This is a genomic window from Paracoccus aminovorans, from assembly GCF_001546115.1.
Classification (GTDB): domain Bacteria; phylum Pseudomonadota; class Alphaproteobacteria; order Rhodobacterales; family Rhodobacteraceae; genus Paracoccus; species Paracoccus aminovorans_B.
On sequence record NZ_KQ955208.1, the window covers coordinates 1,635,866 to 1,657,324 of the forward strand.

The 21,459-nt window shown below is 70.3% G+C and carries 21 protein-coding genes and 1 pseudogene; 7 read left to right on the forward strand and 15 right to left on the reverse strand.

Translation table 11 applies throughout. The annotated features are described in order from the left end of the window. Positions 1–2 precede the first annotated feature (2 nt). Positions 3–605 carry a Smr/MutS family protein gene (locus ASV56_RS08420; RefSeq protein ID WP_062561578.1) on the forward strand — a complete coding sequence of 201 codons (603 nt, stop codon included), beginning with the start codon at positions 3–5 and terminating at the stop codon, positions 603–605. Here ASV56_RS08420 and ASV56_RS08425 read toward each other — a convergent pair. Both ASV56_RS08425 and ASV56_RS22675 read right to left on the reverse strand, forming a co-directional pair. Continuing rightward, a complete protein-coding gene (locus tag ASV56_RS08425; RefSeq protein WP_062561579.1) occupies positions 602–1,675 on the reverse strand; it encodes an alpha/beta hydrolase in 1,074 nt (357 codons plus the stop codon). The two genes, ASV56_RS08420 and ASV56_RS08425, sit on opposite strands and share 4 nt — an antisense overlap. A gap of 56 nt (positions 1,676–1,731) precedes the next feature. Further along, positions 1,732–1,908 carry a PLDc N-terminal domain-containing protein gene (locus ASV56_RS22675; RefSeq protein ID WP_082724765.1) on the reverse strand — a complete coding sequence of 59 codons (177 nt, stop codon included), beginning with the start codon at positions 1,906–1,908 and terminating at the stop codon, positions 1,732–1,734. 115 nt (positions 1,909–2,023) lie between these two features. On the opposite strand from ASV56_RS22675, the pseudogene ASV56_RS08430 reads away from it, so the two are divergent. After that, positions 2,024–2,900, forward strand: a pseudogene (locus ASV56_RS08430) (IS481 family transposase). Here the strand turns inward: ASV56_RS08430 and hslU are convergent. After that, positions 2,897–4,204 (reverse strand): ATP-dependent protease ATPase subunit HslU, encoded by a 1,308-nt coding sequence (gene hslU / locus ASV56_RS08435; protein ID WP_062561580.1) that lies wholly within the window; start codon positions 4,202–4,204, stop codon positions 2,897–2,899. The pseudogene ASV56_RS08430 and the gene hslU sit on opposite strands and share 4 nt — an antisense overlap. 129 nt (positions 4,205–4,333) lie before the next feature. Here hslU and ASV56_RS08440 point away from each other — a divergent pair, with 129 nt between their 5' ends. Beyond that, positions 4,334–4,945: a WYL domain-containing protein gene (locus tag ASV56_RS08440; RefSeq protein ID WP_062561581.1), complete on the forward strand. Its 612-nt coding sequence runs from the start codon at positions 4,334–4,336 to the stop codon at positions 4,943–4,945. A 66-nt stretch (positions 4,946–5,011) separates the two neighbouring features. On the opposite strand, the gene hslV is transcribed toward ASV56_RS08440, so the two are convergent. Continuing rightward, positions 5,012–5,566: an ATP-dependent protease subunit HslV gene (gene hslV / locus ASV56_RS08445; RefSeq protein WP_062561582.1), complete on the reverse strand. Its 555-nt coding sequence runs from the start codon at positions 5,564–5,566 to the stop codon at positions 5,012–5,014. An 84-nt stretch (positions 5,567–5,650) separates the two neighbouring features. Here hslV and ASV56_RS08450 point away from each other — a divergent pair, with 84 nt between their 5' ends. Continuing rightward, positions 5,651–6,553 carry a hypothetical protein gene (locus ASV56_RS08450; protein WP_062561583.1) on the forward strand — a complete coding sequence of 301 codons (903 nt, stop codon included), beginning with the start codon at positions 5,651–5,653 and terminating at the stop codon, positions 6,551–6,553. A 30-nt stretch (positions 6,554–6,583) separates the two neighbouring features. On the opposite strand, the gene trxA is transcribed toward ASV56_RS08450, so the two are convergent. The 6 genes from trxA to dapB are packed head-to-tail and all read right to left on the reverse strand — an operon-like array spanning position 6,584 to position 16,142. Continuing rightward, positions 6,584–6,907 (reverse strand): thioredoxin, encoded by a 324-nt coding sequence (gene trxA, locus ASV56_RS08455; protein WP_062561584.1) that lies wholly within the window; start codon positions 6,905–6,907, stop codon positions 6,584–6,586. Between the two features lie 51 nt (positions 6,908–6,958). After that, positions 6,959–10,318 (reverse strand): double-strand break repair helicase AddA, encoded by a 3,360-nt coding sequence (addA, locus tag ASV56_RS08460; RefSeq protein ID WP_062561585.1) that lies wholly within the window; start codon positions 10,316–10,318, stop codon positions 6,959–6,961. Beyond that, positions 10,311–13,238: a double-strand break repair protein AddB gene (addB, locus tag ASV56_RS08465; protein WP_062561586.1), complete on the reverse strand. Its 2,928-nt coding sequence runs from the start codon at positions 13,236–13,238 to the stop codon at positions 10,311–10,313. The genes addA and addB overlap by 8 nt, the downstream gene beginning before the upstream one ends. After that, the gene (locus ASV56_RS08470) at positions 13,231–13,899 is read right to left on the reverse strand and encodes a nucleotidyltransferase family protein (protein ID WP_062561587.1); all 669 of its coding nucleotides are present in this window, start codon (positions 13,897–13,899) and stop codon (positions 13,231–13,233) included. The genes addB and ASV56_RS08470 overlap by 8 nt, the downstream gene beginning before the upstream one ends. Then, complete coding sequence (tsaE, locus tag ASV56_RS08475; RefSeq protein WP_062561588.1) at positions 13,896–15,311, reverse strand: tRNA (adenosine(37)-N6)-threonylcarbamoyltransferase complex ATPase subunit type 1 TsaE; 1,416 nt, start codon at positions 15,309–15,311, stop codon at positions 13,896–13,898. The genes ASV56_RS08470 and tsaE overlap by 4 nt, the downstream gene beginning before the upstream one ends. Positions 15,312–15,335: 24 nt before the next feature. Continuing rightward, the gene (gene dapB / locus ASV56_RS08480) at positions 15,336–16,142 is read right to left on the reverse strand and encodes a 4-hydroxy-tetrahydrodipicolinate reductase (RefSeq protein ID WP_062561589.1); all 807 of its coding nucleotides are present in this window, start codon (positions 16,140–16,142) and stop codon (positions 15,336–15,338) included. Positions 16,143–16,210: 68 nt separating this feature from the next. On the opposite strand from dapB, the gene rbfA reads away from it, so the two are divergent. From rbfA to truB, 3 genes are read left to right on the forward strand one after another with little or no spacing between them, the layout of a single operon-like run. After that, positions 16,211–16,624 carry a 30S ribosome-binding factor RbfA gene (gene rbfA / locus ASV56_RS08485; RefSeq protein WP_062562288.1) on the forward strand — a complete coding sequence of 138 codons (414 nt, stop codon included), beginning with the start codon at positions 16,211–16,213 and terminating at the stop codon, positions 16,622–16,624. After that, positions 16,614–17,369: a phosphodiester glycosidase family protein gene (locus tag ASV56_RS08490; protein ID WP_062561590.1), complete on the forward strand. Its 756-nt coding sequence runs from the start codon at positions 16,614–16,616 to the stop codon at positions 17,367–17,369. Before rbfA ends, ASV56_RS08490 begins: the two co-directional genes overlap by 11 nt. Next, positions 17,369–18,271 (forward strand): tRNA pseudouridine(55) synthase TruB, encoded by a 903-nt coding sequence (gene truB, locus ASV56_RS08495; protein WP_062561591.1) that lies wholly within the window; start codon positions 17,369–17,371, stop codon positions 18,269–18,271. Before ASV56_RS08490 ends, truB begins: the two co-directional genes overlap by 1 nt. Here truB and ASV56_RS08500 read toward each other — a convergent pair. The 5 genes from ASV56_RS08500 to ASV56_RS08520 form a co-directional block, all read right to left on the reverse strand. Beyond that, the gene (locus tag ASV56_RS08500) at positions 18,259–19,191 is read right to left on the reverse strand and encodes an MBL fold metallo-hydrolase (protein ID WP_062561592.1); all 933 of its coding nucleotides are present in this window, start codon (positions 19,189–19,191) and stop codon (positions 18,259–18,261) included. The genes truB and ASV56_RS08500 overlap by 13 nt on opposite strands. A 118-nt stretch (positions 19,192–19,309) precedes the next feature. Beyond that, positions 19,310–19,957, reverse strand: a complete 648-nt coding sequence (locus tag ASV56_RS08505) for an RluA family pseudouridine synthase (RefSeq protein WP_062561593.1) — start codon at positions 19,955–19,957, stop codon at positions 19,310–19,312. Further along, positions 19,954–20,580 (reverse strand): LysE family translocator, encoded by a 627-nt coding sequence (locus tag ASV56_RS08510; RefSeq protein ID WP_062561594.1) that lies wholly within the window; start codon positions 20,578–20,580, stop codon positions 19,954–19,956. Before ASV56_RS08510 ends, ASV56_RS08505 begins: the two co-directional genes overlap by 4 nt. Positions 20,581–20,627: 47 nt before the next feature. After that, the gene (locus tag ASV56_RS08515) at positions 20,628–21,026 is read right to left on the reverse strand and encodes a GFA family protein (protein WP_062561595.1); all 399 of its coding nucleotides are present in this window, start codon (positions 21,024–21,026) and stop codon (positions 20,628–20,630) included. Continuing rightward, the gene (locus tag ASV56_RS08520) at positions 21,004–21,456 is read right to left on the reverse strand and encodes a GAF domain-containing protein (RefSeq protein WP_062561596.1); all 453 of its coding nucleotides are present in this window, start codon (positions 21,454–21,456) and stop codon (positions 21,004–21,006) included. Before ASV56_RS08520 ends, ASV56_RS08515 begins: the two co-directional genes overlap by 23 nt. Between the last annotated feature and the right edge of the window lie 3 nt (positions 21,457–21,459).

A 21,459-nucleotide genomic window follows, 5' to 3' on the forward strand; every position in this document is an offset into this window, starting at 1 on the left:
CCATGGCAAGGAAGCGGCGCGGACTCTCGGCCGAGGACAAGGCCCTGTGGTCGCGCGTCGCGGCCAGCGCCGTGCCCATGCATCCTGGCCGCAAGCCCGAGCCGCCGCTGCCCGAAACCCTGGCCCCGCCGCCGCAAGCCCCCCGCGCGGTCGCGCCGCCGCCGCTTTCGCTGCATGACCTGCGCATCGGCAAGCTGGCAGCCGCCCCCGCAAGCCGCGTCGCACTGTCGCCTTCGCCGCCGGCCATGGTCCATGCCCAGCCGCTGCGCATGGACCACAAGACCCATCGCCAGATGACCCGCGGCAAGCTCGCCCCCGAGGCGCGCATCGACCTGCATGGCATGACGCTGAACATCGCCCAGCCGGTGCTGACCCGCTTCATCCTGCAGGCCCGGGCCGAGGGCCGGCGGCTGGTGCTGGTCATCACCGGCAAGGGCCGCGAGGGCGGGCCCGACGCCCCCCTGCCCGTCCGCCCCGGCGCGCTGCGCCACAACGTGCCGCATTGGCTGCACATGCCGCCGCTGAACCAGGTGGTGCTGCAGATCCGTCCCGCGCATCGCCGCCATGGCGGCGAGGGCGCCTATTACGTCTACCTGCGCCGCTAGAAACCGGGCGAGATCACGACCTGCGCCGCCCGCTCGACCCGCAGCGCAGTCTGGGTCAGCGGCCCGACCCCACCCGCCACATCCGACGAGAATACGGTGTTCAGCTCTCGCGCCTGGCTCAGGATCCGCATCAGCGCGGGCGAGGTGGCGACGTTGAAATGCCCGTCGCCGCTGCTGAAGGCGCCGACGTCGACCAGCGTCACCGGCAGGTCCGCCACCGCCCGCGCATCGGTCAGGTTGCCCAGCCGCACCGGCTCGGCCGAGATCAGCGCCGACAGGTTCAGCGCCCGGTCCCGGCCCGAGGTGAAGATGATGAAAGGTTGCGGCAGCCTGCCGATGGCGCGGGCCTGGCTGCGGAACACGCCGACGTCGATGTCGGGCGACAGCAGCACCACCGCGCCGATCCGGTCCAGCGTGCGCCGGTCGCCGGCGATGGCCATCTGGCGCAGGCTCTCCATCATTAGCAGCGCGCCCATGGAATGCGCGACCAGGATCGCCTTGCCGCCGCCCGCCTCGGTCGCGATCTGGATGCTGCGCGCCAGCCCGTCACGGGAATAAAGCACGCTGTCGCGGTCCCCCGCATAGGCCAGCGGCTGCCCGCGCGACGGCCACGAGAAATGCATCGGCACCCCCGGCAGCTTCAGGTCACGCTCGATCTGGGCAAAGCGATACAGGCCCTCGGCGAAGGTGTTGTTGTAGCCATGCACGAACAACACAACATCTCGATCCCCGCGCGGCCTTTCCGCCACGGCGCGCCGCAGGTCGGCGCGGAAATCCTCGGGCCGGGCGAACCGCCGATAATCCGAGACCAGGAAATCCGTCTGCGGATCGGGCGTCGCGCCCTTTTTCGGATAGGTGATGGTTCCCGGCCGCCGCTGCGGCGGGACCGAGACATCGACCCTGCCGAAGCTGACCCCCTCCTGCCGGCTGTCCTGCAGGGTCCGGTTGCTGGCGACATAGATCCGCTCGACCGTGCCGATCCCGGCGGCCTCGGGCGCCAGGGTGATCGCGCCGCGCGGCGCGCAGGCCGCCACGGCCAGCACCAGTCCGATCATCAGCCGCCTCGGCATGCCGTCCCCCTGTCGATCCGGGGCAACATGCCATCACGCGGGCGGGTCGAAAAGCCCTAGCCGTATTTTGCCTTGGGTCCGGCCAGCCACCAGATGATCAGCCCGACCACCGGCAGGATGGCGACCAGCGCGATCCAGATCAGCTTGGTCGTGGTCGTCTCGTTGGTGTTGATGATCGAGGCGATCGCCCAGACATCCAAAGCGAAGATGATGATGCCGAGAATATAGCTCATGGGGCGCCCTCGTCCGTTATCCGCCAGCACAACGGCGAAAGCGCCTGCCGGTTCCGCTAGTTGTTTGATCCCATGGTTTGATGGTGCGATCCTTTCTCAGGAACGGAGGGGCCCTATGGGACAGGTTCGCCACGGGAGCGCCCGACCACGCACGCTATCCGAGCAGCAATAATGAAGGCCGACCCGCCATTGGTCCGAGGCTGGCCCGAATGATCGCAAGCTTCTCTCGCGGCGCTGAGCCGGGAGCTCGGCATCAACCCGAAGACAGTGGCTAAGTGGCGCAAGCGCCAGAGCGTCGAAGATCTGAACCGGGCCGAAAGCACCACGGTCAACGACGCTGACCGAAGACGAGGAAGCGATGGTGATAGCCTTCCGGCGCCATAGCCTGCTGCCTCTGGACGACTGCCTCTATGCCCTACAGCCGTCGATCCCCCATTTGACGCGGTCGGCTTTGCACTTGGTCATAGACCGGACCAGCAAGTTTGCTTCACGCGGCTGGTCGAAAAGGCCGGCAAGATGGCCGCCGCCCAATTTCTACGTGATCTGGTTGCCGCCGTTCCCTACCGACGGCATACGGTGCTGACAGACAACGGCGTCCAGTTCACCAACCATGCCCGCCACAAATACGCTTTCCACCACATCTTCGGGCGTGTCTGCGACGAGAACGGCATCGAACACAGACTCGCCAGAATCAATCATCCATGGACCAATGGGCAGGTCGAGCGGATGAACCGCACCATCAAGAAGGGTGAAGCGGATCAGAAAACGATCCAGGGATCGTTTTCCCGCTGAACGTCAAACGCTTCCACTACGACAGCCACGATCCACTGCAGACGCATCTCGCCGACGTCATGGCGGCCTACAACTTCGCGCGCAGGCTCAAGACCCTCACCGGCCCCACGCCCTACGAATAGATCTGCAAGGTCTGGACTTCGGAGCCAGACAAATTCATCGTCAATCCGATCCACCAAATGCCGGGACTGAGCACCTAGAGCACATAGCGCGACAGATCGGTCGAGCGCGCAAGATCGCCCAGATGCGTCTCGACGAAGCCGGCATCGACCAGCACGGACTCGCCCGAGCGGTCGGGGGCGCTGAAGGACAGCTCCTCGAACACCCGCTCGATCACCGTGTAAAGCCGCCGCGCGCCGATGTTCTCGACCGAGCCGTTGACCTCGGCCGCGATCCGCGCCAGCGCCCGCACGCCGTCCTCGGCGAAGGTGACGGTGACGCCCTCGGTCGCCATCAGCGCGGTATATTGCCGGGTCAGGGCGTTGTCGGTTTCGGTCAGGATGCGGATGAAATCCTCCTCGGTCAGGGCGCGCAGCTCGACCCGGATCGGCAGCCGGCCCTGCAATTCCGGCAAGAGGTCCGAGGGCTTGGCGATGTGGAACGCCCCCGAGGCGATGAACAGGATATGGTCGGTCTTCACCGGCCCGTATTTGGTGCTGACGGTGGTGCCCTCGATCAAGGGCAACAGGTCGCGCTGCACCCCCTCGCGCGAGACGTCGCCGCCGCGCGCATCGGTGCGCGTCGCCACCTTGTCGATCTCGTCGATGAAGACGATGCCGTTTTCCTGCACCGATTCCAGCGCGGCGGCCTTCACCGCCTCGTCGTCCAAGAGCTTGTCCGCCTCCTCGGCGATCAGCAGCTCATAGCTTTCCGAGACGGTGACCTTGCGCCGCACCCGCCGGCCGCCAAAGGCCTTCATCAGCCCCGACAGGTCCATCATGCCGCCCATCGGCTGGCCGGGCTGGCCCGGCACCTCCATCATGCCGAAGGGGTTGGAATTGTCCTGCACCTCCAGCTCGATCACGGTGTCGTCCAGCTCGCCGCGCTTCAGCTTGTCGCGAAACATCTGCTTGGTCTGCTCGCGCGCGCCCTCGCCGGCCAGCGCAGCCACGACGCGATCCTCGGCCGATTTGTGGGCGCGGGCCTTGACCGCCTCGCGCATGCGCTCGCGGGTCTCGACGATGGCGGCATCGGCCAGGTCGCGGATGATCTGCTCGACGTCGCGGCCGACATAGCCGACCTCGGTGAACTTGGTCGCCTCGACCTTCAGGAAGGGGGCGCGGGCCAGCTTGGCCAGCCGGCGGCTGATCTCGGTCTTGCCGACGCCGGTCGGGCCGATCATCAGGATGTTCTTGGGATAGACCTCGTCCCGCAGGTCATCGCCCAGCTGCCGGCGCCGCCAACGGTTGCGCAGCGCCACGGCCACGGCGCGCTTGGCGTCCTTCTGGCCGATGATGAACCGGTCCAGCTCGGACACGATCTCGCGCGGGGTCAGGTCGGACATCGGGGACTCCTGTATCATTCGCGCATCACTTAAATCCGGCGCAGCGGCGTTTCAACCAAGCGGCTGGACAGAAACGCCGCCACGCGCCAGTCTGGTCGCCTTTTCCGCAAACATGAAGGAACCGGAACCATGCGACCCGGTCGCGACCTGCCCGATGCCCCGATGCTGACCCGCCGCGCCCTGGCGCGCGGCCTTGCCGCCGGAACCGCCGCGCTTGGCATCGGCGCCGGCCGGAGCCAGGCTGCGATCCCGCCGGCCATGGACCCGGGGCTGCGCGACGCGGCACTGCGCGGGCTGGCGCTGGCCGGCCAGCGCGGCGACCCGGTCGGCGCGGCGGCGGCGCAGGCGACGGCGGCGCGGCTGGCCGAAAGCGACCCCGAGGGCGCGCTGCTCTTCCGCCTCTACCGCAAGCTCGACGTGCGCCCGGCAGCGCATTACCGCCCCGACATGCCCGCGGCGGCCGAAGCCGATCTCGCGCTGCTGCACGACGCCATCGCCGCCAGCACGCCGGTCGCCTTCGGCTATACCGACCTGCACGACAACCGCAGCGAACGCACGGTGCTGCCGCTGGCGCTGGTCCACCCGGCGCAGGGCGTGAAGCTGCTGGCCTTCTGCCTCCAGGCGCAGGATTTCCGCCAGTTCTTCGTGCGGGCAATGTCCGGCCTGGCCCCGCAGCCGGGCGATTTCGCGGCCGGGCGCATGGCGCTCCTCACGGGGCTCGCGGAAAAGGAAGGCGCCTGACCAGCTTCTTTCTTGCGTAAATATCCTGGGGGGAGTCGCCGCAGGCGATGGGGGGCAACGCCCCCCTTACCCCAGGACCTCGACCGTCAGGTTGCCATTGGTATAGACGCAGATGTCGGCGGCGATGGCCATGGCGCGCCGCGCCACCGCTTCGGCATCCAGCTCGCTCTCCATCAGCCCGCGCGCCGCGGCCAGGGCATAGTTCCCGCCCGAGCCGATGGCGGCCACGTCATGCTCGGGCTCCAGCACGTCGCCGGCGCCGGTCACCACGAAGATCTCGCGCCCGTCGGTGACGATCAGCATGGCCTCGAGATTGCGCAGGTACTTGTCCATGCGCCAGTCCTTGGCCAGGTCGACACAGGCCCGCGCCAGCTGCCCCGGCGCCGCCTCCAGCTTCTTCTCCAGCCGCTCGAGCAGGGTGAAGGCATCGGCGGTCGAGCCGGCGAAGCCCACCACCACGTCATGCCCGCCGGGCTTCAGCCGCCGCACCTTGCGCGCCGTGCCCTTCATCACCGTCTGGCCGACGCTGACCTGGCCGTCGCCGGCGACGACGACCTTGCCGCCGCGCCGCACCGCCAGGATGGTGGTGCCGTGCCAGCCGGGAAGTTTCTCCTGCGCCATCGTGCTCTCCGCATTCCTGTTGCGGCTCAGATATGACCGGCCCGCCTCTTTCGCAACCCGCTCGGCACCGCTAGCCTGCCGGCCATGACTCACGCTCCGATCCTGCGCGTCTACCTGGAGGGCCCGCTGCTGCACATGACGCGGGCGGGCAAGATGAATTTCCTGAACGTGCTGAAGGCGGCCGTGGAATCGCGGGGCTGGCGCGTCGAATGGCACGAGACCGGCCCCGAGGCGCGCCGCACCGCCCCGCGCCGGGACGGCTATGCGCTGTTTCACATGCAGCCGCCGACGCATGACCGGGCGCTGAGCTTTCGCCGCGCCTATCACTATCCGTTCTGGCGCATCGAGACCACGCAGCAGCGCTGGCGCTTCCGGGTGGCGCAGGCCCGCTTCGACCCGGCGACGGTGGACCCCGCCCCGGCCGAGGCATTCGCCCGCGCCCTGCGCGAACGGGTGCTGCCCGGCCCGCCGCCTGCGCGGACGGGGCCGGTGCTGGTGCCGCTGCAGGGGCATATCCGCCGCTGCCGCTCGTTCCAGACCATGAGCCCGGTCCAGATGCTGGAGCATGTCGCCGCCAGCGGCCGGCCCACCGTTGCGACCCTGCATCCCAGGGAAAGCTACGATGCCGCCGACCATGCCGCGCTGGCCCGGCTGGCCAGGCGCCACCCGAACCTGCGCATCGGCGGCGACACGGGCCAGTTCTTGCGCGACTGCGCCTTCGTCGCGACGCAGAACAGCGGCGTGGGTTTCGACGGCTATATCCTCGGCAAGCCGGCGGTGCTGTTCGGGCAGATCGACTTTCACCATATCGGGCTGAACGTGGCCGACCTCGGCCCCGGCCCGGCGCTGGCGGCGGCCGGAAGCCACGCCCCGGATTTCGCCCGCTATCTGTGGTGGTTCCTGCAAGAGCAGTCGATCAACGCCAGCCGCCCCGAGGCGCCGGAGCGCATCCTGGCCGCCATGCGAAAGGGCGGCTGGCCGATCTGACCCGCCGCCCTTTGCGGAAATCCGTCCCGATCAGATCGAATCGTCGATCCAGGCCTTCAGCGCGGCCTTGGGCGCGGCGCCGATCTTGTTCGAGACCACCTGGCCGTCCTTGAACAGGAACAGCGCCGGAATGCCGCGCACGCCCAGGGCGGCCGGGCTTTCCGGGTTCTCGTCCACGTTCACCTTGACGATCTTGACGCGGCCTTGATACTCGGCCGCCAGCTCTTCCAGCGAGGGGCCGATCTGCCGGCAGGGGCCGCACCACTCCGCCCAGAAATCCACGACGACGGGGGTCGCGGACTGGCGCACTTCGCTGTCGAAATCGGCGTCGGTAACGGCTTGGGTATTGGCCATGGGATGCTCCTGCGCAATGCCGGAGGGATCCGGCAGGAATGTCTCCAAGAGCTAGGCACCCGCGGCACCGGGGTCAAGGGCCGCCAGCACCGCATCCAGCTGCGCATCGGGCAGCGGCATCAGGCTGCGCGTCGCCGTCCACAGCACGGCCATCTCGACCCGGTGCCCGGGCCAGATCGCCCGCAGCGCGTCGCGATAGGCGGCCATCTGGCGCAGGATGCCCAGCGGCACCTCCCCGGGACCGGCCGGCACCTCGCGGTTCGACTTGTAGTCCACCGCCAGCAGCCGGTCCTTTGTGATCACAAGCCGGTCGATCTGGCCCAGCACCACGCCGATGCCCGGCACCGGCGCGGCCAGCGCCAGTTCGCGGAAAAGCGCGCCGCCTTCGGGCAGCGCGAAGACCTGGGAAAGCTCGGGCGCCTCGGTCACGGCCCGGGCCTCGAAGAGAAGCTGCGCCAGCGCGTCCGGGCCGGGCAGCCCGCCCTCGGCATCGGCCAGCAGGTCGCGGGCCAGCACCGGCCATTCGGCGGGGTCGCGGCCGGGCAGATGCTCCAGAAGCAGGTGCAGCCGGGTGCCGAACAGCATCGCCGCCTCGGCGTCCCCTGCCCCGCCGCCGATCACCTTGGCGCCGCCCAGACCCGAGGCCGACACCGGACGCCGCTTGGCCGGAACCGGCGGCAGCGGCGCCGACAGCCAGTCGGGCAACGCGGCCACGGGCCGGGTCCGGGGCGGGCTGTCGGGCGCCGCCTCGGGCCAGTCGCCCCATTCCAGGCGCCGGATATCGCCCCAGAGCGACGGGATGCGGCGCTCAGCCAGGCTGCTGCGGGCAAAGCCGGCCTCGACCATGCCATGCCAGCTTTCGGCATCGGTCTCGCCCGCCGCGGCGACGATCAGCCAGCTTTCGGCGCGGGTCAGCCCGACATAGAGCAGGCGCTTCCTTTCCTCGAGCTGGCGGCCGGTCTGTTCCTCGGCCAGCGCCTCGACCGGGTCCGGCCGCTCGCCCTTGCGGCCGCGCCACAGCGCCAGGCCATCCGCGCCCGGCAACACCGGCGCCTCGCGCGGGGCGCGGCGCTTGGCGCAATCGGGCATGATGACGATGGGGCTTTCCAACCCCTTCGAGCCATGCACGGTCATCACCCGGATCAGCCCCTCGCCATCGCCGGCGCTGCCGGGCTGGCGGCGCACCTCGATCTCGTCGCCGGCCAGCCAGACCAGGAAGCCGGTCAGCGAGGGCGTCTCGCTGGCCTCATAGCGCAGCGCCTGCGACAGCAGCTCATCGATGCCGTCCTGCGCCTCGGGACCCAGCCGGGCGATCAGCCGCGCGCGGCCGCCGTGGCGGATCAGCAGGCGCTGGATCAGGTCATAGGGGCGCAGGAATCCGGTCTGACCCATCAGGTCCGACAGGATCTCGACCGCCTCGCGATGGTCCGAATCGCGCAGGCGCCGCCACAGGTATTCGCCGCGCTTGCGGCCCCGGGCCAGCCAGTAAAGCTGTTCCTCGCTAAGGCCGAACAGCGGCGAGCGCAGGATGGCGGCCAGCGACAGGTCGTCCTCGGGCGTGGCCAGCACCGAAAGCAGCGCACGGATGTCCTGCACCGCGATCTCGCCGCCCAGCTTCAGCCGGTCGGCGCCGGCGACCGGCAGGCCGGCGGATTTCAGCGCCGCGATGATCTCCTGGAACAGGTCCGAGCGGCGCTGCACCAGGATCAGCACATCGCCGGCCCGGATGCGGCGCACCGCGCCGGTCTTGCCGTCCAGGATCGGCTGCCCCAGCATCGCCGCAATGCCTTCGGCAATGGCGCGGGCCAGCTGCGTGGTTTCCGCGTTCTCGGCCGGCTTGTCCACCGGGTCGGTCCAGTCGCCGGGCGCGGGCTTCTCGGGCTTGGGAATCGCCGGCCACAGGTCCACCCGGCCGGGCATGGCGGCGCGAAAGGCGCGGTGCTGCGGCGGATCGCCCAGCCCCCGCGCGGCATCGCCGGCAAAAACCTGGTCGACCAGCGCCAGGATCGCGGGCGAGCTGCGGAAGGAATGGCGCAGTTCCAGCACCTGCATCGGCTGCTCGACCGCCTCGAAACCGGCGGCGAAACCGGCGCGGCGGGCCTCGAAGACGGCGATATCGGCGCCCTGGAAGCTGTAGATCGACTGTTTCGGGTCGCCGACGACGAAAAGGCTGCGCGTGTGATCCCGCGCGCCCTGCCCGGCGGTGAATTCGTCGGTCAGGCGCTGGATCACCTGCCATTGCGCCGGGCTGGTGTCCTGCGCCTCGTCGACCAGGATGTGGTCGATGCCGCCGTCCAGCCGGAACAGCACCCATTGCGCCATGCTGCCTTCGGACAGAAGCCGCGCCGTGCGCTCGATCAGGTCGTCGAAATCCAGATGGCCGCCCGCCGCCTTCTGCGCGCGATAGCGGGACAGGAAGGCGTGGCCGAAACGGTGCAGCGCCAGGCACTTCTGGGCATGGGCCAGGGCGATGCGCGGCAGGCGGGCATCGGCCACCCGCTCCATCAGGATCGCCAGATCGTCCATCAGCCCGGCGCAGGGGCCGCTGCGCAGCGCCTTGGTCGGGAAGCTGTCGTATTTCGGCGCAAAGGGTTCCTTGGCCCCTGCCCCGTTCAGCAGCACCGATTCCAGGATCGCGAGTTCCGCCGCGCCCGGCTGCACCCAGTCGCCGGCCGCCAGCCTCGCCGCCGCCTTCTGATCGTTGGGCCCCGATTTCAGCAGATGCGGGATCAGCGCCGGGATGACCCGCGCGCCGTCGGCGAAGGTCTGGGCCAGCAGCCCGGCCATGTCGGCGCCCGGGGCCAGACCGCAGGCCGCCCAGAGCGCGTCCCGGTCCGCGGGGGCATCGAACCCCCGCAGACCGGCCAGGAAAGCGTCGAGCTTCTCGCCCGAATGCAGCGCCAGCAGGTCTTGCAAGGCGGGATGATCCTCATGCGCCATGTCCTCGATGATCTCGGCGCGGATCAGCGCGGCGCTGCGGTCGTCAAGCTCGGTGAAGCCATGCGGCACGCCGGCCTCGATCGGAAAGCGGCGCAGCACGCCGGCGCAGAAGCTGTGGATGGTCTGCACCTTCAGCCCGCCCGGCGTCTCGATGGCCCGCGCGAACAGCCGGCGCGCGGCGGGCAGGTCGGGGGCGGCGCTCTCGCCCAGCCGGGCCAGTTCGGCGCGCAGGGCAGGCTCGGGCAGCATGGCCCATTCGCCCAGGCGCTTCAGCAGGCGGTTCTGCATCTCGCTGGCGGCGGCCTTGGTATAGGTCAGGCACAGGATTCGCTCGGGCGCCGTCCCGGCCAGCAGAAGCCGCGCCACCCGGTCGGTCAGCACCCGGGTCTTGCCCGAGCCCGCGTTGGCGGTGAGCCAGGTCGAGCGCAGGGGTTCCGCCGCCCGCACCTGCGCCAGGGTGGCCTCATCCATCGGCAAACCTCTCGGGCGTCGCGGGGTCGGTCGCGTCCCATTCGCCGTGCCGCGACAGGTGGTCGTAATCGCTGGCATGGTCGCTGCGCTCCATCGCCAGGCGGGCGGTGAAGCCGCGCTCGCCGCGCAGGTAAAGCCCGATCAGCGCGACGAAACCCTGCCAGGTTTCAAGGGCCTGGCCGGGGCCGAAGTCGCGCGGCTCGGTCCTGCCCTCGCCACCCAGCTGGATATAGCTGATGCCGGCGACCTCGGCCGGGCCAAGGCGCGGAAAGCCGCCCAGCTCGACCATTGCCGCCTCCAGCGGCAGCTGCTTGTCGAAATGCGCGACCTGCTTGTCGGTCGGCGGCTTGCCGGACTTGTAGTCATAGACCTGCACCCGGCCATCCGTCAGCCGGTCCAGCCGGTCGGGCCGCGCGGTCAGGCGGAAATCGGCGCCGGGCACGGCCAGCGCGCCGCGGTCCTCGACCAGCACCGGGCGGCCCTGTTGCAGCCGCACCGCCTCGTCCGCCATCAGCCGATCCGCGACGCCATTGATGCGCGCGCGCCAGAACAGCCGGGCCGAGGGCCAGGGCACCTGTTCGGCCAGCACCGCGTCTGTGATCACAAGCAGGCGGTCGCGCATCACCTCGGGGGTTTCCGGCAGGTCGGGCAGGCCGCGCAGGAAGCGGTCCATGATCGCGTGCAGCGCATTGCCGCGGTCGGCGGCGTCGGGTTCGGGACGCAAGGGCTCGAGCGCCCGCAGCCCCAGCACGCGGCGGGCATAGACGGCATAGGGGTCGCGGATCAGCGTCCGGACCTCGGTCACCGACATTTCCGCCAGCGCCGGGGCGGGCGGGATCGGCGAGGGCCGCGCGGCGCGGGGCAGGTGCTGCGCCGGCCGGGCCTGGGCCTCGGCCAGGTCCAGCCAGAACCGTCCGCGCGCGCGCATCTCGGCCAGGGCGCGGGGGCCGTCCTGCGCGGGCAGGCCGCCCAGCAGGTTGGTCAGCCGGTTCAGCCAGCGCGCCGGGATGGTCTCGGCCTCGGCGTCGCGGCGGGCGCGGGTCAGGATCACCTGCGCGGCGCCGGCGGCCTGCTGGAAGTCATGCGCGGACAGGCCCACGCGCCGCTCGGGCAGGGTCAGCCCGGCCGCCAGCCGCATCGGCCGCGACAGCCAGGGGTCCGGGGGCAGGGCCTGCGGCCAGCCGCCCTCGTTCAGGCCGGCCAGGATGACCTGGCCCACCGCCTCGGAGCGGGCCTCGCGCGGGCCGCGGAAGCGGACCAGCGGATGCGCGGCCACGTCCTGGCGCACCGCCTGGGCCTGCAATTCGCCATGCAGCAGGTCGCGGAATTCGCCGGGGCGCAGGTCGTGGCCCAGGGCAGCATGGGCGGCCAAATGGTCCAGCACGCCGCGCGCCAGACCGCCGGCGGCCTTGCCCCAAAGCTCGGAGGCATCGGCGCTGCCGCCCGGGCCGGCGGCCAGATCCTCGGCCAGGGCGCGCAATTCGGAGAGCCGCGCCGCCAGCGGACGCGGGGCGCGGTCGCGGGCCAAGGGCACGATCCGGTCCAGCAGGCCGGCCAGCCACAGCGCCCAGGGCTTGCTTTTCTCGTCACCGCGCTCGGCCCATTGGCGCAGGGCCGCGCCCTCGGGAAAGGCCGGGCCGTCGCGGCGCAGCGCCAGTTCCAGGTCGCGGCTGTGGAGGTTGTGATCACGGCGGTATTCCGCACCCAGCCCTGTCGCGGTGACCGGATGCTTCAGCAGCACCAAGAGGCCGTCGATCATCAGCTCGGCCCCGTTCAGGTCGGCGACATGGCGCAGGAACAGGCCCGGCGCGGTCAGCGGCAGCGGCTGGCCGGCCGAATCGTCCGGGATGATGCCCCAGCGGTCCAGCGCGGATTGCACGCGCCGGGTCAGCATCCGGTCGGCAGCGATCAGCGTGACGGGCTCGGCGTGCTCGACCGCCTGGCGGATGATCAGGGCGATGGCCTCGGCCTCGTGGCCGGGCTGCTCGGCCTCGATCAGGGTCAGGTTCGCGGTGGCGGGCGGCAAGGGGCCGAGCGCAGGGCCCTCGGTGATCCATTGGTCGGTGACCGGGGCAGGGCGCAGGGCCAGGGAAATCAGGCGGTTGCGCGCCGGGTCGGGGGCGGCGCCGGGCAGCCAGTCGCGCGGCGGGCCGAACTCGGCCAGGAAGGGGGCATAGCGGGCCTGCGGGTGATCCTCGGCCCGGGCGTCGAGGCTGTCCCAGACCGGCTGCGGCAGGTCGGGGTCGAAGCCGGGCAGCACCACGGCGCCCATCGGCAGCCGGGCGACGGCGCGCATGAAGTCCCGCGTCGCGCCATGCGAGCCGGTCGAGCCGGCGACCAGCACCGGCCCCTCGGGCAGCATTTCGCCCCGCGCCCAGGCGGCCGCCAGCCGCTCGGCCGCGGCGCGCTGCCGGCTCTCGCGATCCTGCGGCGGGTCGGTCAGGTAATAGCCGGCGGCGATCTTCAGGAAGGCCAGCGCCCGGCCCCAATGCTGGGCATGCTCGCTGGCGTCGATGCGGTCCAGCGCCGTGGCGTCCAGCCCTTCCAGCTGCATCTCGGCCATCAGCCCGGCCAGCGAGGCCGCGAGTTCCGGCACCGACTGGCCCTGCGCCAGGTCGGGCTGGGCGCGCAGCGCGGCGTCGATCAGCCGGCCCAACTCCAGCCGCCGGGCCAAGGGCGCGGTCGCCGCGCCGCCGCCGATGTCGGCAATCAGCCGCAGCTGCGGCAGCACCAGCGGCCCGCGCCAGACCAGCGCATCGCGCAGCGCCAGCAGCGACTGGCCCGCGTTGGCATAGACCGTCACCCGCGCCATGTCCTGCGGCGGGCGGTGGCGCATCCGCGCGATCAATCCCTCGGCAAAGGCGCCGGCGAAATCGGCGCCGCAGGGCAGGGCGTAAAGGCCGCCTTGCCAGTCAGCCACCGAGCAGCTCCTCGGCCAGCGGGATGCAGTCGGGCCGGCCGACGTCGCACCATGCGCCGGCATGGACCAGGCCAAAGGCGCGGCCCTCGGCGATCAGCCGGTCCCAGAGCAGGTTCAGCGAGAACACCGTCTCGGGGATCTCCTCCAGCCGGTCGGGGCGGATGATCTGCGCGCCGCCATAGACCAGATCGCCCTTGCGGATCAGGTGGTTGTCGGGGCCGAGGCTGAAATCGCCGCCGCCCTGGCGGCCATGCGTCCGGGCGATGGGCACCAGCATCAAGAGCGCGTCCATATCCTCGCGCCAACCCGCAAGCAGCGCGCGGATCGGGTTCGGGCCGGTCCAGATCACATCGGGGTTCATTGTGATCACAGGACCGGCGCCCAGCAGCGGCAAGGCCTTGCGCAGGCCGCCGCCGGTGTCCAGCAGCAGGTCGGTTTCATCGGAAATCGCCGCCTGCGCGCCGATGTGATCACGGACCTGGTGGCCGAGATGGTGGATATTGACCACCACCGGCCCGACCCCTGCCGCGCGACCCAGATCCAGCGCCCGGTCCAGCAGGGTGCGGCCGGCAACCGGGATCAAGGGTTTCGGCACGGTATCGGTCAAGGGCGCCATGCGGGTGCCCTTGCCCGCGGCAAAGATCATCAACGGCAGGCTCATCCGGCGATCCTTTCGATCACCTCGGGCGTGGGCGCGGGAATGCCCGCCATGGCCTCGGCCAGCGGCGCCAGCGCCGGATGCGCCAGGTCGCGCCGGATGGCGTCCCAGACCCGGGGCATGAAGGCAAGATAACGCCGCTTGCCCTCGCGCTGCGCCAGCCGGGTGAAGATGCCCAGGATGCGCAGGTTCCTCTGCGCGCCCAGAAGCGCATAGGCGGCGCGGAAGCGCGCGCCATCGACCCCGGCCGCGGCGATATAGCGGTCGATCTGCGCCTGTTCGACCTCGGGCGCCACGTCGCGGCGGGCGTCCTGCAGGGCCGAGACCAGGTCATAGGCCGGATGCACGGCCACCGCGTCCTGGAAATCCAGCAGGCCCAGGGGCGCGTCGCCCCGCCAGACCAGGTTCTCGGCGTGGAAGTCGCGCAGCCCCAGCACCGGCGGCGCATCGGCACAAAGCGCGCCATGCAGCGCCTCGACGGTCGGCGCGATCCCGGCGCCGAAGCCCGGCGCGCCGGCGGCGGCGGGGTAGTATTCGGCGAAAAGCCCGACCTGCCGCGCCAGTTCCGGCCCGTCGAGGCGCAGGACGAAATCCGGCGGCTGATGGCGATGCAGCGCGACCAGCAGGTCGGTCATGCGGTCATAGACCCGCGGCGCCAGTGCCGGCTCGGCCGCGAGCACCCGGGCCACCAGGTCGTCGCCCAGGTCTTCCAGCAGCAAAAGCCCCTCGTGCTGGTCGGCGGCCAGGATCTCGGGCGCGTGGAAATCGCGATGCCGCAGCCATTGCGTCATGGCGACATAGCCGTCGGTGGTGCCGGGCGCGGCATCCATCAGCACGGCGCTGCGGTCCCCGTCGATCAGCCGGAAATAGCGCCGCGACGAGGCGTCGCCCGCCAGCGGAACCAGCCGCGCATCCGCCCAGCCGGCGCGGTGGATCAGCCGGGCGAGGCTGGGCAGGCGGGCGGCAAAGCCCCAGCGCGGCTCGGCGCCCGAAAGCGTGATCCGGCGCTGGTCGGGGTCGTCGGCATCGGGGTCGAGGCCGACGGTCAGCGGGTCGGGCAGGGCGGTGCCATGGTCGGGCCATTCGACCAGAACGATGCCGTCCTGCATCGCCTCGTCCAGGCCCAGCTCGGCCAGTTCCTCGGGATGGGTCAGGCGATAGAGGTCGGCGTGCCAGATCTCGGTCCCCAAGGGGTCGGCATAGGTCTGGACCAGGGTGAAGGTCGGGCTCGGCACGTCCTCGGCCGCCTCGCCCTGGCGGGCACGGATGAAGGCGCGGGCGAAATGCGTCTTGCCGGCGCCGACCGGGCCTTGCAGGGCGATCACGTCGCCGGGTTTCAGGACCGCAGCCATCACCCGCGCCAGGCAGGCGGTCAGATCGGCATCGGCAAGATCAAGCGTCGCAAGCAGGGTCATGGCCTGAACCTAAGCGCCCCGGCGTCAGAGGCCAAGCACATCCGCCATGTCATATTCGCCCGGCCCCTTGTCCTGGCCCCACAGCGCCGCCCTGAGCGCGCCGCGGGCAAAGATGGCGCGGTCGGTGGCAAGATGGCGCAGCACCACGCGCTCGCCCGCCGTGGCGAAGATCACGTCATGCTCACCCACCACGTCGCCGCCGCGGATGGCGGCAAAGCCGATGCTGCCGGGCGCGCGGGCGCCGGTGATGCCCTCGCGCGCCGGGGTGCGCAATTCGTCCAGGCTGCGGCCGCGCCCCTCGGCGGCGGCCTCGCCCAGCATCAGGGCGGTGCCGGAGGGGGCGTCCACCTTGCGGTTGTGATGCGCCTCGACCACCTCGACGTCCCAATCCTCGCCCAGGGCGGCCGCGACCTTGCGGGTCAGCCCGACCAGCAGGTTGACGCCCAGGCTCATGTTGCCGGCGCGGATGATCGGGGCATGGCGGGCGGCGGGTTTCAGCGCGGCCAGCTGCTCGGGCGAAAAGCCGGTGGTGCCGATGACATGCACGGCGCGGGCCTGCGCGGCCAGCTCGGCGAAAGCCAGCGTCGCCTCGGGCGTGGTGAAGTCGATCACCGCCTGCGCCTTGGCGATGGCCTCGACCGGGTCGTCGGTGACCGTGATCCCCAGGGCGGGACCGCCCATTACCTCGCCCAGGTCGCGGCCGATCCAGGGGCTGCCGGGCCGCTCGATGGCGCCGACCAGCCGGGCCTGATCCGATTCCAGCACCGTGCGCACCAGCATCTGCCCCATGCGCCCCGAGGCGCCCGTAATCGCGATTCCCGGTCTATCCATGCGTCATCCCCCGTTTGCGCCCGTTCTATCCCGTTGCGGCCCGGCCCGCGACCCCCTACATCTGCGCCATGGCACAGAACCGCTTTCATTCCGGCAATGGTCCCTCGCAGCGCCAGCTGCGCGTGGGCGAATTGATCCGCCGTACGCTTTCCGATGTCCTGGCCCGGGCGGATGTCCACGACCCGGACCTGAACCGGCACTCGATCACCGTGGGAGAGGTGAAGACCTCGCCCGACCTCAAGGTCGCGACGGCCTATGTGCTGCCCTTGGGCGGCCGCGATGCCGAAGAGGCGCTGGCCGCCCTGCGCCGCAACGCGCCCGAGCTGCGCCACCTGGTCGCCAAGGCGATGACGCTGAAATACGCGCCGCAGCTGCGCTTCGTGCTGGACGAGACCTTCGACCGTATGGACGACACCCGCCGCATGTTCGCCGACGAGCGTGTGCGCCGCGATGTGGAACACGACGAAGACGATGAGGACTGACCTGAAGCGCCGGCTGGGCCTGGCGATCGGCGCGCTGATCGCCATGACCCTGCCCGCCGTGGCCGGGATCTGCGAAAAGCGCGATTTCGACGGCCAGGGCTATGTCGTCTGCACGCTCGAGGCCGCGCAGGAGCCGGGGCTGAAGCTGTGGCTGAACGGGCCGGACGGCAAGGTGCTGGGCGATTTCACCGCCGTCCGCCGCACCCTAGCCCCCGGCGAAACCTTGGCTTTCGCCATGAACGCCGGCATGTATCACGCCGATTACACCCCGGTCGGGCTTTACCTCAGCAATGGCGACAAGGCCCATGACATCGTCACCGGCGCCAGCAACGACAATTTCGGCATGCTGCCGAACGGCGTCTTCTGCACCGGCGGCGCGCGCCCCTATCAGGTGATCGAAAGCCGCGCCTTCGCCAAGGCGCCGCCGCAATGCCGCCTTGCCACGCAATCCGGGCCGATGCTGGTGATCGACGGCGCGCTGCACCCGCGCTTCCTGGTCGATTCGGACAGCCGCTATATCCGGAACGGCGTCGGCGTCTCGCCCGATGGCCAGACGGCCTGGTTCGCGATCTCGGACCGCGCGGTCACCTTCCACGAATTCGGCCGGCTGTTCCGCGACGGACTCGGCGCCCGCGATGCGCTTTACTTTGACGGCTCGATCTCCAGGCTGTATGCCCCCGCGCTCAACCGCGCCGATTTCGGGCGCCGGCTGGGACCGATCATCGGCTATACGGAACAGGAATAATGGCACGGAAAAAAGGGCGCGAGATCCACGGTTGGCTGATCGTGGACAAGCCCGCGGGCGTGGGCTCGACCGACGTGGTGGGCAAGGTCCGCTGGGCGCTGGACGCGAAGAAGGCCGGCCATGCCGGCACGCTGGACCCGGATGCGACCGGGGTGCTGGCCATCGCACTGGGCGAGGCGACCAAGACCGTGCCGATCCTGACCGAGGCGCTGAAGGCCTATGACTTCACCGTCAACTGGGGCGCCGAGACCGCCAGCGACGACGCCTCGGGCGCGGTGCTGAAAACCAGCGACATCCGCCCGGACGCGGCCGCGATCCGCGCCGCCCTGCCGGCCTTCACCGGCGAGATCATGCAGGTGCCGCCCAATGTCTCGGCCGTCAAGGTCGATGGCGAGCGCGCCTATGACCTCGCCCGCGAAGGCGAGGCGGTCGCGCTTGCCGCCCGGCCGCTCTGGGTGGAATCGCTGGAACTGCTGGGCAGCACGCCCGACACGGCCGAGTTGCGCATGGTCTGCGGCAAGGGCGGCTATGTCCGCAGCATCGCCCGCGACCTCGGGCGGGCCTTGGGCTGCCTTGGCCATGTCGCCCGGCTGCGGCGGATCTGGTCCGGCCCCTTCGACGCCGAGGACGGCATCGGTTTCGACCGCATCGACCGCGCCAACCAGGCCGAGATCGAGGCGGCGCTCTTGCCCCTGCAAGCTGCGCTGGCCGACCTGCCGCAGCTTCAGGCGACCGAGATGGGCGCCACGCGCATCCTGAACGGCAACCCCGGCCAGGTGCTGGGCCATGCCGAATTCGGCGAGGAGGTCTGGGTCAGCCGCGAGGGCCGCGCGCTGTGCATCGGCCGCTATATGGGCGGAGAGGTGCACCCCAGCCGGGTCTTCAACCTTCAGCCGAACTGATATGTCGCCGGCACATAGCGATAGCTGCCGGCGCTGTTCGGCGCGATGAAGCCCAGCGCCGGGAACGGCATGTGATAGCCGACAAAGGGAATCATCTCGCTGGCCAGCCGCACCAGGACCCGCTTGCGGGTCGCGGCGCCGGCCTCTTTGTCGACGTCGAAACGCACATGCCATTCCGGCCGCTCGACCGAATAGACATAGTGGTTGAAACTGTCGCCGGTCAGCAGCAGCTTTTGCCCCTCGCTCTCCAGCAGATAGGTGGTATGGCCGGGCGTATGGCCATGGGCCGCCTCGGCACGGATGCCGGGCAGGATCTCGCCATCCTCCTCGAACAGCCGTGCCTTGTCGATCAGGGGCTTCACCTTGGCATTATAGACATCGCCCGCATTGGCCGCCCAGTAATCCGCCTCGGGGCGCGAGGCGACCAGCTCGGCATTGGCAAAGACCGGCGCCTCGCCGTCCATCAGCCCGCCGATATGGTCGCCATGCATATGCGTCAGCACGACATGGGTGACATCCTCGGGCTTGACCCCGGCCACGGCCAGCGAGGCCACGGTATTCTCGGGCTGCATGCCGGTGTCGAACAGCACCAGCGCATCGGCGGTGCGCAGCAGCGTGGGCGTATAGGACCCGCCCGTGCGGTCCGAGGGAATGAAATTCGCCTTGCTCACCGCCTCGAACTCGGCCGGCTCGGCATTCAAGCCGAAGGTCGCGATCGGATTCTCGCTGCTGCCGGTGCCGCCCAGCACGGTGGTCAGCTCGAACCCGCCCAGGCGGATGCCATGCACCTTTCCGGCAAAAGCCGGCTTCTCCGCCTCTGCCGCCGGCGCGGTCTGCGCCCGGGCCGGCAATGCCATCAGCACAGGCAGGCTGCCACCGGCAAGCAGCGCCCCGCGACGACTGAATTTCACCTTGTCCATGCCGCTCTCCCTTTCCCGACTGCCCGTTCAACCCGCAGCGGCAGGGCCGGTTCCGCGCCGACCGGCACTTTCCGTTTTCCAAATACCCGATCCCGAGCGCGCCACTGGCAGAAGCGGTTCAGAACGGGACCGGCGCGTTGAAGCCCAGCATCACCCCGCTTTCGGGATGCTTGAAACGCAGGCTCTCGGCATGCAGCATCAGCCGGGGGAAATCGGCGGCGGCGCCGGTCGCGTAAAGCGGATCGCCCAGGATCGGATGGCCCAGCGCCGCCATATGCACGCGCAGCTGGTGGCTGCGCCCGGTCAGCGGCGTCAGCCGCACCCGGGTCTCGGCATCCGAGGCCTTCATCACCCGCCAATCGGTCTGCGCCGGCCGGCCCTCGGCATGATCGACCTTCTGGCGCGGCCGGTTCGGCCAGTCGACGATCAGCGGCAGGTCAACGGTGCCGGATTTCGGCTCGAGCCGGCCCCACAGCCGGGCGACATAGGTCTTTTTCGTCCGCCGATCCTCGAACTGCTTCGACAGATGCCGCTGCGCATGCGGCGTCAGGCCGAAGACCATGACGCCCGACGTGTCCATGTCCAGCCGATGCACCAGAAGCACGGTTGGAAAGGCGCCGCGCAGCCGCTCGATCAGGCAATCGGCGCGGTCCTCGCCGCGGCCCGGCACCGACAGCAGCCCGGCCGGCTTGTCCACCACCAGCACCTCGTGATCGGCATGGATCACGCGGGGCTGCGCCTCGGTCGGCTGATAGACGAAGCTCATTTCCAGACCAGCCGCAGCGCCAGCCCGGCGAACAGGACCGAGGCAAGGCGGTTCACCACCCGCATCCGCGCCGCCATCGCCCGGCCGGCCAGCCCGGCGGCCATGCCGTAGCCCATGGTGACCAGCGTGCCCGAGCAGACGAACATCAGCCCCAGCGCCAGCACCTGCTGGCCCACCGGCCCGTATTCCGGCCGGGTGAACTGCGGCAGAAAGGCCAGCAGGAACAGGATCGGCTTGGGGTTCAGCAGGTTCGCCAGCGCCCCGCGCCCGACCAGGTTGCCGGGACTGCGGGCGGGTTGCGCGGCATTGTCCGTCGGCGTCGCATGCCAGCTTTTCCAGGCCAGGATCAGCAGATAGACCGCGCCCAGAGACTTGATCGCGGCCAGCGCGCCGGGTTGGGCCGCCACCAGCGCCCCCAGCCCCAGCGCGCAGAAAGCCACATGCACCGACCCGCCGATGCCGACGCCCAGGCCCGCCAGCGCGCCGGCCCTGGGTCCGCTCTGGATGCCGCAGGCGCTGGCGAAAAGCACGTCCTGCCCGGGCGTCAGGTTCAAGACCAGCGCCCCGGCCATGAAGGCCAGCAATTGCTGCGCGGGAAATTGCGCCAGCGTGTCCCAGATCATCGCTCAACCTCGCTTTGGCGCGGATATGCTATGCGGGCCGGGCGGCGTCAATTCTCGCCCGGGTCCTGCGGCAGGCCGTCGGCGATGTCGTAGTAATCGCCCTTGTCGGCGACAAAGATATGGCCCTGCAATTGCAACCCGGTCGGCGCGTCGATGGCACCCGCCGCCACGTCGATCACGTCCGATCCGTCGCGCTGCCAGAACAGCGACGACCCGCAGGTGCCGCAAAAGCCGCGCCGGGCGACGTCCGAGGCGCGGTACCACAGCGGCTCACCCTCGATCTGCAGCGATGTCGGCAGGATCGCAGCCCAGACATGGCCGGACCAGCGCCGGCACTGGCTGCAGTGGCAGGCCTTCAGGTCGTGGCCCGCGTCATAGGTGCCGCGAAACCGGATCCCGCCGCACAGGCAATGGCCGGTGAATTCAACCGCGTCCGAAGCACTCATCCAGGATCTCCCGCAGCCGCTGGGCGTCTTCCGCCGTGAAAGCGTCGGGCTGGTTGCTGTCGATGTCAAGCACGCCGAGCAGCTGCTCGCCGGCGCCGAGGACCGGGATCACCAGCTCGGACCGGGTCGAGCTGGCGCAGGCGATATGGCCCGGGAAGGCATCGACATCGGGCACCAGCTGGGTCTGCCGCGTCCGGGCCGCCGCACCGCAGACCCCGCGCGAGAAGGGGATGACCAGGCAGCCGTGGCCGCCCTGGTAGGGGCCGATCTTCAGCGTCTCGGGCGCGGTGACGCGATAGAAGCCGGTCCAGTCGAACCGGTCGTCCGAATGGTGGATCTCGCAGGCGAGGGTCGCCATCAGCGCGACCTCGTCGGTCTCGCCACGGGTCAGGGCGCGGATGCGGGCGGTCAGGTCGTCGTAATCGGGCATGCG

What these genes read in the sequence shown, in the direction of transcription:
- ASV56_RS08420 (WP_062561578.1), top strand. Translation starts at nt 3, where the DNA reads ATGGCAAGGAAGCGGCGCGGACTCTCGGCCGAGGACAAGGCCCTGTGG.
- ASV56_RS08425 (WP_062561579.1), bottom strand. Translation starts at nt 1,675, where the DNA reads ATGCCGAGGCGGCTGATGATCGGACTGGTGCTGGCCGTGGCGGCCTGC.
- ASV56_RS22675 (WP_082724765.1), bottom strand. Translation starts at nt 1,908, where the DNA reads ATGAGCTATATTCTCGGCATCATCATCTTCGCTTTGGATGTCTGGGCG.
- hslU (WP_062561580.1), bottom strand. Translation starts at nt 4,204, where the DNA reads ATGTCCGACCTGACCCCGCGCGAGATCGTGTCCGAGCTGGACCGGTTC.
- ASV56_RS08440 (WP_062561581.1), top strand. Translation starts at nt 4,334, where the DNA reads ATGCGACCCGGTCGCGACCTGCCCGATGCCCCGATGCTGACCCGCCGC.
- hslV (WP_062561582.1), bottom strand. Translation starts at nt 5,566, where the DNA reads ATGGCGCAGGAGAAACTTCCCGGCTGGCACGGCACCACCATCCTGGCG.
- ASV56_RS08450 (WP_062561583.1), top strand. Translation starts at nt 5,651, where the DNA reads ATGACTCACGCTCCGATCCTGCGCGTCTACCTGGAGGGCCCGCTGCTG.
- trxA (WP_062561584.1), bottom strand. Translation starts at nt 6,907, where the DNA reads ATGGCCAATACCCAAGCCGTTACCGACGCCGATTTCGACAGCGAAGTG.
- addA (WP_062561585.1), bottom strand. Translation starts at nt 10,318, where the DNA reads ATGGATGAGGCCACCCTGGCGCAGGTGCGGGCGGCGGAACCCCTGCGC.
- ASV56_RS08470 (WP_062561587.1), bottom strand. Translation starts at nt 13,899, where the DNA reads ATGAGCCTGCCGTTGATGATCTTTGCCGCGGGCAAGGGCACCCGCATG.
- tsaE (WP_062561588.1), bottom strand. Translation starts at nt 15,311, where the DNA reads ATGACCCTGCTTGCGACGCTTGATCTTGCCGATGCCGATCTGACCGCC.
- dapB (WP_062561589.1), bottom strand. Translation starts at nt 16,142, where the DNA reads ATGGATAGACCGGGAATCGCGATTACGGGCGCCTCGGGGCGCATGGGG.
- rbfA (WP_062562288.1), top strand. Translation starts at nt 16,211, where the DNA reads ATGGCACAGAACCGCTTTCATTCCGGCAATGGTCCCTCGCAGCGCCAG.
- ASV56_RS08490 (WP_062561590.1), top strand. Translation starts at nt 16,614, where the DNA reads ATGAGGACTGACCTGAAGCGCCGGCTGGGCCTGGCGATCGGCGCGCTG.
- truB (WP_062561591.1), top strand. Translation starts at nt 17,369, where the DNA reads ATGGCACGGAAAAAAGGGCGCGAGATCCACGGTTGGCTGATCGTGGAC.
- ASV56_RS08500 (WP_062561592.1), bottom strand. Translation starts at nt 19,191, where the DNA reads ATGGACAAGGTGAAATTCAGTCGTCGCGGGGCGCTGCTTGCCGGTGGC.
- ASV56_RS08505 (WP_062561593.1), bottom strand. Translation starts at nt 19,957, where the DNA reads ATGAGCTTCGTCTATCAGCCGACCGAGGCGCAGCCCCGCGTGATCCAT.
- ASV56_RS08510 (WP_062561594.1), bottom strand. Translation starts at nt 20,580, where the DNA reads ATGATCTGGGACACGCTGGCGCAATTTCCCGCGCAGCAATTGCTGGCC.
- ASV56_RS08515 (WP_062561595.1), bottom strand. Translation starts at nt 21,026, where the DNA reads ATGAGTGCTTCGGACGCGGTTGAATTCACCGGCCATTGCCTGTGCGGC.
- ASV56_RS08520 (WP_062561596.1), bottom strand. Translation starts at nt 21,456, where the DNA reads ATGCCCGATTACGACGACCTGACCGCCCGCATCCGCGCCCTGACCCGT.